At 55.5% G+C, this 14,022-nt stretch carries 15 protein-coding genes and 1 tRNA gene; 2 read left to right on the top strand and 14 right to left on the bottom strand.

Translation table 11 applies throughout. The features are described from left to right. Positions 1-53 precede the first annotated feature (53 nt). The 14 genes from GO984_RS14580 to GO984_RS14515 form a co-directional block, all read right to left on the bottom strand. Positions 54-1,853 carry an ABC transporter transmembrane domain-containing protein gene (locus tag GO984_RS14580; protein WP_157023313.1) on the bottom strand — a complete coding sequence of 600 codons (1,800 nt, stop codon included), beginning with the start codon at positions 1,851-1,853 and terminating at the stop codon, positions 54-56. Between the two features lie 157 nt (positions 1,854-2,010). Then, positions 2,011-2,084: transfer RNA gene (locus GO984_RS14575), tRNA-Gly, on the bottom strand. Positions 2,085-2,194: 110 nt separating this feature from the next. Then, positions 2,195-2,455: a hypothetical protein gene (locus tag GO984_RS14570; protein ID WP_157023312.1), complete on the bottom strand. Its 261-nt coding sequence runs from the start codon at positions 2,453-2,455 to the stop codon at positions 2,195-2,197. A gap of 108 nt (positions 2,456-2,563) precedes the next feature. Next, complete coding sequence (locus GO984_RS14565; protein WP_157023310.1) at positions 2,564-3,670, bottom strand: CaiB/BaiF CoA transferase family protein; 1,107 nt, start codon at positions 3,668-3,670, stop codon at positions 2,564-2,566. Positions 3,671-3,688: 18 nt separating this feature from the next. Beyond that, a complete protein-coding gene (locus GO984_RS14560) occupies positions 3,689-4,270 on the bottom strand; it encodes a cupin domain-containing protein (protein WP_157023308.1) in 582 nt (193 codons plus the stop codon). Positions 4,271-4,483: 213 nt separating this feature from the next. Further along, positions 4,484-5,158 (bottom strand): nitroreductase, encoded by a 675-nt coding sequence (locus tag GO984_RS14555; RefSeq protein WP_157023306.1) that lies wholly within the window; start codon positions 5,156-5,158, stop codon positions 4,484-4,486. A gap of 42 nt (positions 5,159-5,200) precedes the next feature. Beyond that, positions 5,201-6,331: a TFIIB-type zinc finger domain-containing protein gene (locus tag GO984_RS14550; RefSeq protein ID WP_167740350.1), complete on the bottom strand. Its 1,131-nt coding sequence runs from the start codon at positions 6,329-6,331 to the stop codon at positions 5,201-5,203. Between the two features lie 16 nt (positions 6,332-6,347). Further along, positions 6,348-6,875, bottom strand: a complete 528-nt coding sequence (locus GO984_RS14545) for a cytochrome b (RefSeq protein ID WP_138164863.1) — start codon at positions 6,873-6,875, stop codon at positions 6,348-6,350. A 36-nt stretch (positions 6,876-6,911) separates the two neighbouring features. Then, on the bottom strand, positions 6,912-7,346 hold the full coding sequence (locus GO984_RS14540) for a hypothetical protein (RefSeq protein ID WP_157023304.1): 435 nt from the start codon (positions 7,344-7,346) through the stop codon (positions 6,912-6,914). A gap of 1 nt (position 7,347) precedes the next feature. Then, entirely contained in the window at positions 7,348-8,511 is a 1,164-nt protein-coding gene (locus GO984_RS14535; protein WP_157023302.1) for an SPFH domain-containing protein, read from the bottom strand. Between the two features lie 16 nt (positions 8,512-8,527). Continuing rightward, on the bottom strand, positions 8,528-9,463 hold the full coding sequence (locus GO984_RS14530; protein ID WP_342448094.1) for a DUF2927 domain-containing protein: 936 nt from the start codon (positions 9,461-9,463) through the stop codon (positions 8,528-8,530). 37 nt (positions 9,464-9,500) lie between these two features. Continuing rightward, on the bottom strand, positions 9,501-10,691 hold the full coding sequence (locus tag GO984_RS14525; protein WP_157023298.1) for a toxic anion resistance protein: 1,191 nt from the start codon (positions 10,689-10,691) through the stop codon (positions 9,501-9,503). Positions 10,692-10,710: 19 nt separating this feature from the next. Beyond that, positions 10,711-11,601 (bottom strand): 5-bromo-4-chloroindolyl phosphate hydrolysis family protein, encoded by an 891-nt coding sequence (locus GO984_RS14520; RefSeq protein ID WP_157023296.1) that lies wholly within the window; start codon positions 11,599-11,601, stop codon positions 10,711-10,713. A gap of 164 nt (positions 11,602-11,765) precedes the next feature. Further along, on the bottom strand, positions 11,766-12,779 hold the full coding sequence (locus GO984_RS14515) for a pseudouridine synthase (protein WP_157023294.1): 1,014 nt from the start codon (positions 12,777-12,779) through the stop codon (positions 11,766-11,768). Positions 12,780-12,840: 61 nt separating this feature from the next. Here GO984_RS14515 and GO984_RS14510 point away from each other — a divergent pair, with 61 nt between their 5' ends. Both GO984_RS14510 and GO984_RS14505 read left to right on the top strand, forming a co-directional pair. After that, a complete protein-coding gene (locus tag GO984_RS14510) occupies positions 12,841-13,290 on the top strand; it encodes a nucleoside deaminase (RefSeq protein WP_157023292.1) in 450 nt (149 codons plus the stop codon). Between the two features lie 129 nt (positions 13,291-13,419). Then, a complete protein-coding gene (locus GO984_RS14505) occupies positions 13,420-13,992 on the top strand; it encodes a TetR/AcrR family transcriptional regulator (RefSeq protein WP_342448093.1) in 573 nt (190 codons plus the stop codon). Positions 13,993-14,022 lie beyond the last annotated feature (30 nt).

Here is a 14,022-nt window from a genome sequence, read left to right as displayed (position 1 = left end):
AAAAGCCCCGGCGAACGGGCCAGGGCTTCCATTTCGTAATTTGCAGTGTTGATTTACTCCGCTGCCAGCCCTTCGGTGAACTGCAAACGTGCCAGCCGGGCGTACAACCCGCCCTCAGCCACCAGCTGATCATGGGTGCCAGTCGCAACAATCCGGCCTTCTTCCATCACTACAATTCGGTCGGCCTTTTTTACTGTTGCCAAACGGTGTGCCACAATCAGTGTGGTGCGGCCCTGGCTCAGCTCATCGACAGCAGCCTGCACCAGGCGTTCACTTTCAGCATCCAGTGCCGAAGTTGCCTCGTCCAACAGTAGCACCGGAGCGTCACGCAGGATGGCACGGGCAATTGCGATGCGCTGTTTTTGACCACCAGACAACATAACACCACGCTCACCGACATAACTTTCATAGCCATCGGGAAGGGCTGAAATAAAATCATGGGCCGCTGCGGCTTTCGCCGCCGCTTCGACCTCAGCGTCGGTGGCATCAGGTCGACCAAAGCGGATATTTTCGCTGGCTGAGGCCGCGAAGATCACCGGATCTTGTGGCACCAAAGAAATCGCCCTGCGGAACTCGTCCCGCTGAAGGTCGGTCAGGGCAATCCCGTCAAGTGTCACAGCGCCTTTGCTGGGATCGTAAAACCGTTGGATCATTTGGATGATCGTGGTTTTTCCAGCCCCCGACGGGCCAACAAAAGCCACGGTTTCACCCGGCGCCACCGTCAGCGAAACATCTTGCAAAGCTGGGGTTTCGGGGCGCGCCGGATAGCGGAAAGACACATCGTCAAAAGTGATCTCGCCGCGCACCGGGCTGGCCAGCACCTTTGGAGACGCAGGGTCGGTAACATTGTCCGTGGCGTTCAACAACTCGATCAACCGTTCAGTCGCACCGGCTGCTCGTTGCAATTCGCTGAATATCTCTGACAGTGCTGCCACCGAACCGGCGACGAGAACCGAGTAGATCACAAACTGAATCAGAGTGCCTTCGCTCATCAAGCCTGCGCGGACGTCAATGGCGCCCATCCACAGCACCCCAACGATACCCGAAAACACCAGAAAAATGACAATCACAGTCAAATAGGCGCGGGTTTTGATTCGACGTTGAGACACATCATAAGATGTCTCGGTCATCTCGGCGAACTGGGCTTTGCTGGCTCGTTCATGGGTAAAGGCTTGGACGGTCTGAACTGCAGTTAGGGCTTCACCTGCATTACCAGAGGAGGCGGCAATCCAGTCCTGATTTTCCCGGCTGATAACTCGTAAACGACGACCAAGAACAAGAATGGGTACGATCACGGCCGGTACGATCAGCAAGACCAATCCGGCCAGCTTTGCCGAGGTCAAAAGCATCAGTATGAGACCACCGCTGAACAAAAGCAGATTGCGCAATGCAATAGAGACGGATGACCCCAATACGGATTGGATTAGGGTTGTATCGGTCGTGATCCGGCTCAGCACTTCACCGGTCATGATTTTTTCAAAAAACTCTGGGCTCATGCCGATAACACGATCAAATACAGCCATGCGGATGTCGGCGACCACACGCTCTCCCAACCGGGTCACCAATGCATAGCGCAACCCAGTACCCAAGGCTAACAGTGCCGCAATCCCCAGTGCAGCCAAAAAGTATTGATTTAGTCGTTCCGTATCCGAGACCCGGAAGTTATCAACCACCCGCCGTACAGCCAATGGCAGTGTCAGCGATAGGCTGGCGGTCAGTACCAGCGCACATGTCGCCGCCAGCATCAACAACCGGTAAGGCTTCATAAATGGCCAAAGCGCCCCCAGAACGCTGATTTTTTTAGAGCTTTCACGCTCTTCTTTCGCATTGGGTGCTACTTGTGATCGCGCCATTTCGGATCCTCTGGTCAGTCAAAACGGGCAGGCATTCAAAGCTCTGCATGTGGCCTAGGTTCATGGCCTTGCAATGACAGTTCGTCAAGCCGCCAGTTGTCGCGCAGCTGCACGAGGTAACACTCTACTGCGATGTGAATGAAGCTGATTGAGGAGTTGGAGCGGGCGACGGGAATCGAACCCGTGTCATCAGCTTGGAAGGCTGAGGTCTTACCATTACACAACGCCCGCTCAACTAAACACCACCTATTTCATAGGAAAATGGAGGTCAAGTCACCCTGTGGTTTCTTTTGGAAATACGGGTGAACTTTTTTTGAAAACAGTATTCCATTCGGATGGCGCTATACTTCGGACAGCCAGTCACGCATAAAGCTGGCAAGCGTTGGGCTAATGTCTTGTGTTTCGCTTTCACACTCAACACATCGAGACCCCACAACTTTTCGCAGGTTATAATGCCGGTTCTTGCACATCCGGCCTGAGAAAAAGTAATCAGTTCCGGCTTTCAAAGCTCTGGGTCGCGTGCGTGGATACTCCATCCATTCGGGATGCCCTGCAAGATTGGCTCTTCTTTTACGCTGACCTTCTTTATGATGCTCTGCCATCTTTTTAGTATCGGAAGTCAGGTTGCCAATTTCAATAAGAAGATTGGCTTCTCGCTACCCAAAAAGGGCAAGAGGCCGACCTCAAGAAAAAAGGTCGGCCTCCTGCTGTTAATCCTTGGGCAGAATGGGGGCGGACTTCTCTGTTGCGAGTTCCGCGTCTGAGAAAACCCAAGGGCCTCGCACCCCGGGAACACCTTCAGGTGTGATCACCATTCCGCGTGACTGGATTTGTGGGTCATCAAATGTTTGGGCAATCGTGTTGATTGGCCCTGCGGGCACTGTTGCGGCTTCAAATGCTGCCAGTAGTTCTGCGCTGGTCCAAGCTTGAAGTTGTGTTTCTAGGATGGCGGTCAGAGCATCGCGATGTTCAACCCGCAAGGAATTACTGGAATAGCGCGGGTCACTGGCCAGATCGGGTCGGTCAAGCACTCCGCACATCCGTTGAAACTGCCCATCATTGCCGACGGCGATGATGATGTGTCCATCTGAGGTCGGTAGCACCTGATACGGTGCAATATTGGGGTGAGCATTACCTTTGCGCTCTGGGCTGGTCCCCGTGGCCAGAAAGTTCATCGCTTGATTGGACAGCATGGCGGTAGCGCAGTCCAGCAGAGACATGTCAATATGTTGACCCTTGCCCGTGGTGTGCCGTTGTTCGATTGCCGCAAGAATACCGATCGTACCGTATAGTCCGGTCACGATATCTGTCACAGCAACACCAACTTTTTGCGGGTGCCCTTCAGGCTCCCCTGTGATCGACATCAGGCCCGACATGCCCTGTAATAGGAAGTCGTAGCCAGCTCGTTTTGCATAGGGTCCATCCTGACCAAACCCGGTGATCGAGCAGTAGACCAAACGCGGGTTGAGCTCTGACAGGCTGTCATAGTCCAACCCGTATTTCTTCAGCCCACCAACCTTGAAATTCTCGACCAAGATATCAGCATCTGTAATCAGGTCGCGTACGTTCTGCTGGCCCTCGGGTGTGCGAAAATCAGCAACCACTGATGTTTTGCCCCGGTTTGCTGAATAGAAATAGGCCGCTGTCTTGTCTCCGTCGCGTTCGATGAACGGAGGCCCCCAGGTGCGGGTGTCGTCGCCTTGCGGAGCTTCGACTTTGATTACCTCGGCACCAAGATCAGCCAGGGATTGGCCTATCCAGGGGCCAGCGAGAATTCGGGCAAGTTCGACGACCTTCAGACCTTCAAGCGGTTTCATACTGGGTTCCTTGCGTATCTAAAGATAGGGGGGCGTACAGGCCGAAATCACTTCGGCTGCATGGTCAGAAATGTTTCGGAACCGGTGTGGTTCGCGGCTGTTGAACAGATAGGCGTCCCCGGCCTTTAGGATACTGATTGTGTCGCCAACCGTTATCTCGATTTCCCCGGACACAACAATCCCACCTTCGTTGGCATCATGTTCAATCATGGTCTCGCCGGTATCGGCACCAGCTTCGTAGCGTTCCTGAAGAATTTGCAACCCATGCGCTTTGGCGTCGCCAACCTGTTTGATGGCAATTTTCTGCGGAATATCTTTGCCATCCTGATACAGCAGTGACGTCAGATCACGCAGTTCACCCGGTGTGAAAAAGATCTGCGATGTAGCCACGGAATCTGGCTCAAAAAACTCTGACATTGTAATGCCGAATCCGCCCAATATTTTGCGCAAGGATGCCACTGAGGGGCTGCTTCTGTTGGTTTCGATCATGGAAATCTGCCCGTGAGGCACGCCTGCACTGTCAGCCAGTTGTCGTTGAGAAAAGCCAAATTGTTGCCGGATGGCTTTCAACCGTCCACCTACATCAAATTCATCTGCCATTATTGGGATCTCCAGATCGAGTCCCGTCTACACTAGCAGTGTTAAGGGGTCTTGCGCAATATATTGAGCGGTTGGCGGGGCTAGAGTGCCGTGATCAAGACAATACCTAAGTGCCTCGTTCTCCGTAAGTGGATCACATACAGCACTTGATATAGACACTGGTCAGAGCGGCTAGACCGCTGCTTCACAGCACGAAAAAGCTCCTACTGTTGCTCAATCCTGCCAGTCCACAAAATCGTCCAAATCAGCACGTTCGGTTCTGAATGAATTTGCAGCGTGGTTGGGGTTGCCATATCCAAATGAGATCGCACACAGTATGATCCGGTCTTTTCCAATGCCAAGGTGCTGATGCAGCATTGGCGCAAATGAAGCGACAGCAGCTTGTGGAATACTGGCAACTCCAGCAGCCTGTGCGGCCAGAGTGAATGCAGCAACAAAGCCCCCGCAATCCATAGCACCATAGGCGCCTAGCTCCGCCGGGCTGGAAATGATCGCGCAATGGGGCGCATCAAACAGGCTGAAGTTTTGCCGCATTTGCCGGGCTGACCCCTCGCGGTCGCCTTTTATTACGCCAACAGCTTCGTAGAGGGCCCAACCGCAGGTGCGACGGCGGTCTTGGTATTCATTCGAGTAACCAGTCGGAAAAGCCAAATCGGGAGCATGACCGCCTGCATCGGCGGCCCGCAGCAACTCTTCTCGCAATGTTTCTGTCTGCGCGCCACTGGTAACGGTCAGTTTCCACGGTTGCGCATTACACCAGGACGGCACTTTTTGCGCGGTTTCAATAATCTGTTCAATCACCGCCCGCGGCACCGGGTCGGATAGAAAGGCACGACAGGAGTGACGCGATGCAAACAGCGAATTTAGTTCGGCCAGGGTGGGTGGCATAAGTCTCTCCTTGGGCAAACGCCGTTGGTAAGGTGTCAGAGCTTACTGCTGGGCAGCCAGATATCCGATGCCTGCAGCGATAATTAGACCAACAACCACGGCCCCCGCAATTTTCCAGGCTGAATAAGGGCGTTCCCCTTGCACGCGGCCGGATTGCCCGTTGACGACAAACCGATAGGTTTTGCCACGGTATTTGTAGGCCGCTAACCATACCGGAAGAAGGACGTGTTTGAATGTAACCTCTGAAACACTGGTATTGATGTCATGGATCCGCTGACGATCTCCGCCAATGTCGAACCGCACATCACGTTCGATTACCCGGTCCATTTTGTCCCGCGCCTCGGTATAGCCGTCCTGCAGCTCGACGGCGTAGGCCTCGGCCCGGAACCCGGCCAGATACTGCGGTTGATAGGGTTCCATCGCCGATAGATCCCAGGGCTCCAGTGCTTCTGTATATCGTTTGGGCAGGCTTTTTGAGGCCAGTACCAATACATCGTCAAACCACCTCTGAACGCGGCCCGAGGCGGGGCTCCAGCGCACTTTGGCCACCTGGTGGCTTTCGCTCTTGCCATCCACCATCCGGGTTTCGGTAACGTAATAGACGGTCCCGCGTTGGCCTGAATAGCTGGATTTGGTGTCCGCATCAAAAGTCCAGTAGGGAACATAGATGCCCTGCATCTTGCGGCCTTTGCGCGCGTATTCCTTAAGGCCGTTGGGGGCAAACCACAACTTGCCAAGCCAAGCGCTCATGTCCTTATGAGCGCTACGCTCATCGACCCCAAATGGCAGCACACCTTTCGGCTTAATGTGACGGTTTTCGCCGGTGTCCACCACTACTGGAGACGCACAGAACGGGCATTCCTTGGCGTGAGTGTTGGGATCAAACTCAACCTGAGCCGCACAGTTAGGACAGGCCGAAATCCGGGTTACTTCGATCTCAGCCTCGGGCAACTGCTGTGCGATTGCTGTGTCAAAGTCCAGCTCACGCAGGCCAGTTGCCCGCCACGGCCCATCATTGATTTGATCCGTATGACCACAGTGATCGCAGGTCAGCGTTTGGTTCTTGGGATCATAGCGATAATCACTGCCGCATTGTTCGCAGGGAAAGCGATGTGATTCATCCGGGGTGGCAGGGCTGCCTTGTGAGGCGGGAGGTAGCGGAGGTGTGGTCACAGGGGTATCCCTTGTCTCAAAGGTATTTGTGCAAAACGCGTGGCACCATGATACGCAGAGCATTGTCTTTCAGCCAATAGTGCCGCCAGATATGAAATGCAGCATGGGCCAGGATCACGATGATCAACCCGTCAAAGACAATCTCGTGCAGCTCTTCGGCCAGTTCGTGCAGCCATTTGCTACCAAAAGCCGGATTAATAGGCACAGTTCCAAAAGCGCGGATGGCAAATGGGGCGACAAGCCCGGCCAATGCGCCTGAGGCCACAACCACTGCGACGCCATATTGCAGGGTTTTGTGGCTTAGGTGGTGAAACCCTTTGGCCCAGCTCGGCAGCTTCGGGCCGGGGCGCCCCATCAGGCCTTTGGTCAAATAGAAGGCGAGCCAGAGGGCTACGATTACCGAAAGAATCAGACCAACACCAGCATGAGTGGACAGACCTAATCCGGGATCGGCCTTATTTTCATCGGGTTCCACAAGATAGAAATATGCAATCAGCCCAAGGCAAAGCCAGTGCATCCATTTAACGGCGGAGCGTCGGTTCATAGTAGAGTAATTCCTGTAGTGACTGCGGAAGGTTGGCTAGGAACCTATCTCGCATTTCTTTTTCCATTTGGCGCGGTTGCCAAAAACACCCGTGCAATAAAGTTGGCCTGCGGCATTCTTATACACCTTAACGCACATCCCGCTCCAGTTCCCGGTACTTGCAATACACAGAAGGTCGGGCGCTGGAAGATACGAGCGCGAGGTTTCGGTAAGGTCGGTTAGGGCGCGCATGGGGCGATATACAACGTTCCCATCTGGTAAGAAAGTAAAACGGAATTCATTGCCAGCCTGAAGCGAAAACTCTTGGTTACTTGATCCGGCGTCGTGAACCTGTTTTTGCAGGGCGTCAAAGGTTATGACCTCATAGCCTTTGGGGGCTTTCTTATGACGTAACTCGGCTGGATCAGCAGCAAGGGCCGCGCTAGCTGTCAGGCCAAGCGCGGCAATTATTGTGGCAGTCAGAGACTTCATATCAAGCACCTGGAGGAGGCGGCGGAGGCGGTGGCATGATGGTGAACAGCTGCGCCAGTTCAGCGACATCACCCGCGCGTTTCCAGCCGTCCTGACCTGGGGTCCAAACATGGGTTTCGCGGGTTAATCCACCCTCAACTGCCATGCGCCCAAGGCGAGCCTTGGAAAACGGCCCGGTGGTCTGGCCGTTTTCAGCCAAGTGCCAGACATGCTCTACAGGTGGCGGTGGGGGGGCAATTGGCGCGGCTACCGGTGCCGATTGCGCGGCCGGTGCTGCTGCAGCGGGGGCAGGGCGGGCGCCCCAGGGGCCAGCGGCCTGACCCGCTGCCATCTGTTGCGCCATGCCCATACCCATCCCCATCCCAAGACCTGCGCCCATGCCACCGTTTGGATTTTGTGCTGCTGCCGTCATCGCTTCGGCGGCCGAGAATTGCGTGTACCGGCCCAGATCGCCAACAATGCCCATCTGGGTGCGCTTATCCATCGCCGCCTCTACCGCAGGGGGCAGCGAGATGTTTTCGATGTACAGCTCGGGAATCGACAGCCCGTATTCGCTGATGGTGCTGGAAATCTCCGCGGCGACCAGCTTGCCCAGATCAGCGGTGTTGGCCGCCATGTCCAGCACTGGAAGACCGGACCCGGCCACCACGCGTGAAAATTCCTGTACGATGATATTGCGCACCTGGAACGAGATTTCATCCATGGTGAATTCACCGTCCGTGCCGACAATCTCGGTCAGGAACCGGGCGGCATCCGCCACCTTGACCGAATAAGTGCCAAAGGCGCGCAGACGGATCGGGCCAAACTCGGGGTCGCGGCAGATGATCGGGTTCTTGGTGCCCCATTTCAGGTCATTAAACCGGGTGGTGTTGACGTAATAGATCTCGGATTTGAACGGCGACTGGAACCCGTGATCCCAATGTTGCAGCGTGGTCATCACCGGCATGTTGTTGGTTTCAAGCATATAGAGGCCGGGGGTGAAGACATCGGCCAATTGGCCCTCATGTACAAAAACGGCTGCCTGACCTTCGCGTACGGTCAGCTTAGCGCCGTATTTGATTTCGTGATCTTCGCGTTCAAAGCGCCAGACCATGGTGTCGCGAGTGTCGTCTGTCCAATGAATGACATCAATAAATTCACCGGTCAGAAAATCAAAAATTCCCATTGTACAGGTCCTCTTGTTAATAGGCGCGGGGTGTGGCCTCTGGCGGCACACCCATCAATTCGTTTGATATGATGCGGGCGATGGGGCGGGCCTGTTCGGCACTCATCCCGGGTTGCAGACGCGCATCATACAACATGGTCAGCAGTTTCTCATCGTGGCTGGTGAGCAGGGCAAATTCATCGTCATCATTAAAGATCGATGGTCGCGCCCTTGGACTGTCGTTACGCAATCCCAGCCCCTGCGCGACTTCTTCATGCACACAGCTTTTGCGCACCAAATTTGGGTGTTCGTCACGGATCAATGCGACACCGCGGGTGTAGGACAGAGGGTCATTTTGTGGCCCGCCAGCAAGAACCAGGCAATAAAAGCTACGCGGCGGGTTGGCAAAGATTTCCAGGTTTTCGGCGCTGATGCCGGGCAATATCTGCTGCACCCGAGCACGCACAAAATCGCTATCGTCTTTGCCGGCGTAGATCACGTGAAAATTGCCGCGCGAGGTTGAGGTGCTGACCGGATGTCCGGTGATCCTTGCCAAGCGATTGGCGTAGTCGGCAAGGAAACGACTATCTTCAAGCTGCTGTGTTCTTGAGACCGACGGACCAAACTCTGCTTTCAGGCGCACAGGCCCCCGCCACCGGCTGAGCCCGCCAGCGCTGCCACTGCCGCTGCCTGCGTATTCGTCAAAAAAGGCAATGGCCTCGAAGTTTCTGACCAATTTATCCGCGTCATAAGGTGTGTCCGGTCCCCCTCCATCCCGACGTAGTAAACCACGGGTCAACAGGTCCTGCTGCAAAACCGCGTAATAGTGGACCAGTTGCTCACTTTCGGAGGATCGTGGGGGCGGGGCGAGGTCCTCTGGGCGCGATTGTGGCACCAGCGAATCCCGCGGTGGCGGTGGCGTGCAGGCCAGCAGTGCAGTCAGGCCAATTAGACCTGCTCCAAACCGTGGCACCTGTAGCCATCTATTTCGCCGCCGAGCACTCATTGGCTTAGCTGGGAACCGAAGTTGCGGCTGTGTCCCCAACCCCGTCTTTGCGCGCCTTGGCAGCGGCCAGCGTATCGCGCAACTCACCTTCCATCTTTTTCAGCTCTTCTTCAGCTGCGGCGCGCTGGGCTTTGCCCTGATCCGCAATTGCCAGACTGTCCTGAATAGTGCCAATCAGATCTGCGTTGGCTTGCTTCACTGCTTCGATATCAAATACGCCGCGTTCCATTTCTTCGCGCACCATCTTGTTGCTGGTGCGCAGGTTGGCGGCGTTGGCGGTCAGAAGCTCGTTGGTTAGGTCATTGGCTTCGCGCACTGCAGCGGCAGCCTCGGCACTCCGCTGGATGGTCACAGCCTGCGCCAACTGTGTCTCCCACAACGGCACGGTGTTCACCAAGGTTGAGTTGATCTTGGTGACCAATGACTTGTCGTTTTCCTGAACCAACCGGATTGACGGCAGTGACTGCATGGTGACCTGGCGGGTTAGTTTTAAATCATGCACCCGACGTTCCAGATCATCCCGCGCGGCGCGGATGTCGCGTAGTTCTTGCGCCTGCATCACCTGCTCGCCTTCTGCAGCGGCGTTCACCTCTGCCTCCTTGGCGGGGATGGTGGTGGTGTCCAGCTCAGTCAGCTTTTCCTGTCCGGCAGCGATGTAAAGGCCCAATTCATCGTAAAATTCAAGCGTCTTGGTATACAGGACGTCGAGCGATTTGATGTCTTTCAGCAGCGTGTGCTCATGCCCCAACAGGTTGTCGGTGATCTTGTCGATTTGACCCTGAACACTCTCGTAGCGGGCAGTAAACTGGGCAAAAGGCGCTGCCTTGCCAATGATGCGTTCCCACAGGCTGGGCTTTCGGCGCACATCCAGTTCCGAAACTGAAAACCCGCGAATAGCGGTGACCATGTCGCGCAAGCTATCGCCTGCCGGGCCAACATCTTTGTTGCGGACATCTGCCAACATGGCCTGCGAAATCACTTGTAATTCCGCTTGTGCCGCCGATCCAAATCCAATGATCGAATTGCTGTCCGTCATGTCCAGTTGATCCATACGGGTGCGGATCGCTTCGCTTTTGGGGGCGTCAGCTTGTTCCAGTGTTTGGATCTCGGCCACAGGTTCGGGCAGGACAATGGCCGTGGCTTCAATGACCAACGTCTCGGCCTCAGTCGCTTTTTGTTTCACAATCTCGGACATAAAGGCATTCCTTATTTAATTAGGTCAGGTCCAGATGGACCCCTTCGCGCTGCAAACGGTCACGCAGCACATCAATTTCAATGGTCAGATCGCTGCGGTCTTCTAACAGCATCTTGCGGTTGCGGGCAGCAAAGTTTTTTTCCAGGTCATCCAACAGCGATAGATAGTCGACACGGGCTTGGGTATCACCACTGCGGCCATAGATATCGGCAAACTTGATTGTCGCGTCGCGCGCGCCCTGTAGATAGACCGTCAGATACTTACGCGCGGCTGTTAGATCGCGCGGATCTTCCTCGACGGTACGAAACAGGTCGCGAGCGACGGATTGGAACTGTTCGATGCGGGCTTCGACCTGCCGGTCCTGTGCGCGCAATGCAGCATCGCGCATTTCGGTCAGGTAATCCTCTGCATCATCCACAACCCGGGCGACACGGGACTGCTGAAAGTCATCAATGCCCTCAACGCCTTTGTCTTTCATCGGGTCCAGACCAAAGGCGGCAAGGTGAAGGCCCAGGGCTGCCGAGCCATAGACAGCAGCAATTAACACACCTGGTTCCGCCTTCCAGGCAGCAATGGCAGCGCCAATTCCGGTCAACAGAGAGGCAGCCAATTTGCGAGGTAAAACTGGGCGGCGGGCAACGCGACGGGCGTTAAAGGCGCTTTCGGCGCGCAGCCCTTCACGTAGCATCAAAGCTGCGGCACTCCAGGCTCCAGCCCCAACCAACCCCAGCGCGAGCCCCGATGCCCCATCCGTCAGCGACATCAACAGCAGGACTGCTGGTGGCACAAACATTAGATTTGAGCGCACTCCAATTGGATCCAACTGGGCATTTTTATATGAGTTTTTGTGAGGTGAGGGCGCTTCCGGTGCAGAATCGGGACTAAATTTCCCACCATATTTTTTGGCCATTGGTTCAGATCCCCACTATCCAGCCGGTGCCTAGGCCAAGCATCAAGATCAATAGGGCCACAAAAGCAATTTTCTGCACGCGGGTTCTCCCGAAGACGCTGTTTCCCCTAGAAATCTAGGGGATAGCAGCGCTTCTTTCTAGGGGGAACTGGTGCGCAACGCGATCAGCGGCGGGGATTTTTGCCGATAGGCTTGCCACCAGAGCGTCCATCCGGGCGCCGGGATGGCTTGCCGACGGGTTTCCCGCTTGTACGACCAGAGGGTTTACCCCCTCCGGATCTGTCAGCGCCTTTGTTGGAAAAACTGCGACCAGTGGGACGTCCGTCCTCTTCTGGTGGCTTAGGCCGACCAGGTCTGCCTGCCATCGTGCTAGGCTTTTTGCGCACCACACGTCTTGTGTTCTTGGGCTTTTCTGGCTCCGGCTCAGCCGCGAGCCCCAGTTGGTCGCGCATCACTTTGCGGCGGATTTCTTCAACCGCGCCCAGTTTCAGCTGACCCAGCTGGAAAGGCCCATACGAGACCCGTAGCAGGCGGTTCACGGTGAAGCCGATATCTTCGATTGCCCGGCGAATTTCACGGTTTTTACCTTCGCGGATGCCAATGGTCAGCCAGGCGTTGGCACCCTGCTGACGATCCAGCGCCACTTCCATTGGTTGAAAGCGCTCCCCGTCAATCACCATGCCCTTACGCAGTGGCTCGAAATCTTTCTCTTGCGGGCGTCCGTTGATCCGCACCCGGTATTTGCGCAGCCATCCGGTTGAGGGCAGCTCCAACTGGCGTTTGATGCCACCGTCGTTGGTCAGCAGCAGCAGGCCTTCGGAATTCAGATCCAGTCGGCCCACCGTCATCACCCGTGGTAAATCTTCGGGCAGTGCATCAAAAATAGTTTTACGACCCTTTTCATCACTGTTGGTCGTCACCAGGCCAGAGGGCTTGTGATACAACCACAACCGCGCGGGTTCCGGATCTCCGACGGGGTTGCCGTTGACAGTGATTTTGTCCTGCGGTGTGACATTCAACGCTGGGCTGTCAATCAACTTGCCATTGACGGTGACAAGACCAGCTTGGATCATGCGCTCGGCCTCACGGCGTGAGGCAACACCGGCACGGGCCAGAACTTTGGCGATACGGTCGCCGGATGGGGTGGCGCCGGGAGGAGGGGTCTGAGATTGGGTCATTAGTGGCCCTTAGACCATTCTGAGCGGTTGCGAAAGGACGCATTCCAAGGCAATTTGCTGCATGGTTTTCAAATCTCATATGGAACAGGCGCTTAGCGAAGCGCGCGCTGCTGCAGATCGGGGCGAGGTTCCGGTCGGCGCAGTGCTGATAGATCCACAGGGGCAGGTGGTAGCAATTGCAGGCAACCGCACCCGAGAGCACTGCGATCCCACTGCCCACGCCGAGATTTTGGCCATCCGCGCGGCCTGTGCTGCGAGTGGGTCTGAACGGCTGATGGGGTATGATCTCTATGTCACGCTGGAGCCCTGCGCCATGTGTGCCGCGGCTATTGCTGCAGCGCGGATCAGCCGGGTGTACTATGGTGCGTCTGATCCCAAATCCGGTGGCGTTGCGCACGGCGCAAAGGTGTTCTCGCACACGCAGGCGCATCATACGCCCGAGGTTTACGACGGTATTTCTGAGGATGAGGCTGAGCGGATGCTGAAGGAATTCTTTGCTGCTCGGCGGTAGAATGTTGCTTTGACGTCTGGATACGCTTAGGAGCCAAATTCCTCATCTAGGACGCGCGACCTATTTTTGCTTTTCAAACTAGGTCGCTTGTCCTAACTTGTGATGGAATCACCCGTGAAAGGACATGAGGTGCCTAGACCAAATACGCGCGACAGGATTGTTGAGGCGGCAGATTTTCTGTTTTACCAGACCGGTTTTGAGCACACATCTTTTGCGGAAATCGCGGCCATTGTTGGGGTCTCTCGTGGCAATTTCTATCATCACTTCAAAACCAAGGATGAGATACTGACGGCAGTGATTGATTTGCGTCTGAACAAAACCCGCGCAATGTTGCGGGACTGGCAGGCAGAGGGGCAGGGACCGGCAGAGCGTATCGGCTGTTTCATACAGATCCTGATTACCAACCAATCTAAGATCGTGTTGCACGGTTGCCCGGTGGGGACCTTGGTGTCCGAACTGGCCAAGCTAGACCATGCGGCGCATGACCACGCCAATGCCCTTTTCACACTGTTTCGGGATTGGCTGCATGAGCAGTTTGTGCAGCTGGGACGAAAAGAAGATGCGGATGTATTGGCCATGCGGCTCCTCGCGCAAAGCCAGGGGGTTGCCTCCTTGGCCAGTGCATTTCGCGATGCTGAATTTATCAAAGCCGAAGTTCAACAAATGCGCGCTTGGCTGCAGAGTGTGACACCGGCCGCATGAGGCCTTCCCAAAAAAGACTGCTATGGAGAT

The organism is Parasedimentitalea huanghaiensis (assembly GCF_009753675.1).
Classification (GTDB): domain Bacteria; phylum Pseudomonadota; class Alphaproteobacteria; order Rhodobacterales; family Rhodobacteraceae; genus Parasedimentitalea; species Parasedimentitalea huanghaiensis.
This window is presented reverse-complemented; position numbering and strand designations above follow the sequence as displayed.

Bases quoted from the DNA above. Each gene is read 5' to 3' on its own strand.
- GO984_RS14580 (WP_157023313.1), bottom strand. From the start codon at position 1,853: ATGGCGCGATCACAAGTAGCACCCAATGCGAAAGAAGAGCGTGAAAGC.
- GO984_RS14570 (WP_157023312.1), bottom strand. From the start codon at position 2,455: ATGGCAGAGCATCATAAAGAAGGTCAGCGTAAAAGAAGAGCCAATCTT.
- GO984_RS14565 (WP_157023310.1), bottom strand. From the start codon at position 3,670: ATGAAACCGCTTGAAGGTCTGAAGGTCGTCGAACTTGCCCGAATTCTC.
- GO984_RS14560 (WP_157023308.1), bottom strand. From the start codon at position 4,270: ATGGCAGATGAATTTGATGTAGGTGGACGGTTGAAAGCCATCCGGCAA.
- GO984_RS14555 (WP_157023306.1), bottom strand. From the start codon at position 5,158: ATGCCACCCACCCTGGCCGAACTAAATTCGCTGTTTGCATCGCGTCAC.
- GO984_RS14545 (WP_138164863.1), bottom strand. From the start codon at position 6,875: ATGAACCGACGCTCCGCCGTTAAATGGATGCACTGGCTTTGCCTTGGG.
- GO984_RS14540 (WP_157023304.1), bottom strand. From the start codon at position 7,346: ATGAAGTCTCTGACTGCCACAATAATTGCCGCGCTTGGCCTGACAGCT.
- GO984_RS14535 (WP_157023302.1), bottom strand. From the start codon at position 8,511: ATGGGAATTTTTGATTTTCTGACCGGTGAATTTATTGATGTCATTCAT.
- GO984_RS14525 (WP_157023298.1), bottom strand. From the start codon at position 10,691: ATGTCCGAGATTGTGAAACAAAAAGCGACTGAGGCCGAGACGTTGGTC.
- GO984_RS14520 (WP_157023296.1), bottom strand. From the start codon at position 11,601: ATGGCCAAAAAATATGGTGGGAAATTTAGTCCCGATTCTGCACCGGAA.
- GO984_RS14515 (WP_157023294.1), bottom strand. From the start codon at position 12,779: ATGACCCAATCTCAGACCCCTCCTCCCGGCGCCACCCCATCCGGCGAC.
- GO984_RS14510 (WP_157023292.1), top strand. From the start codon at position 12,841: ATGGTTTTCAAATCTCATATGGAACAGGCGCTTAGCGAAGCGCGCGCT.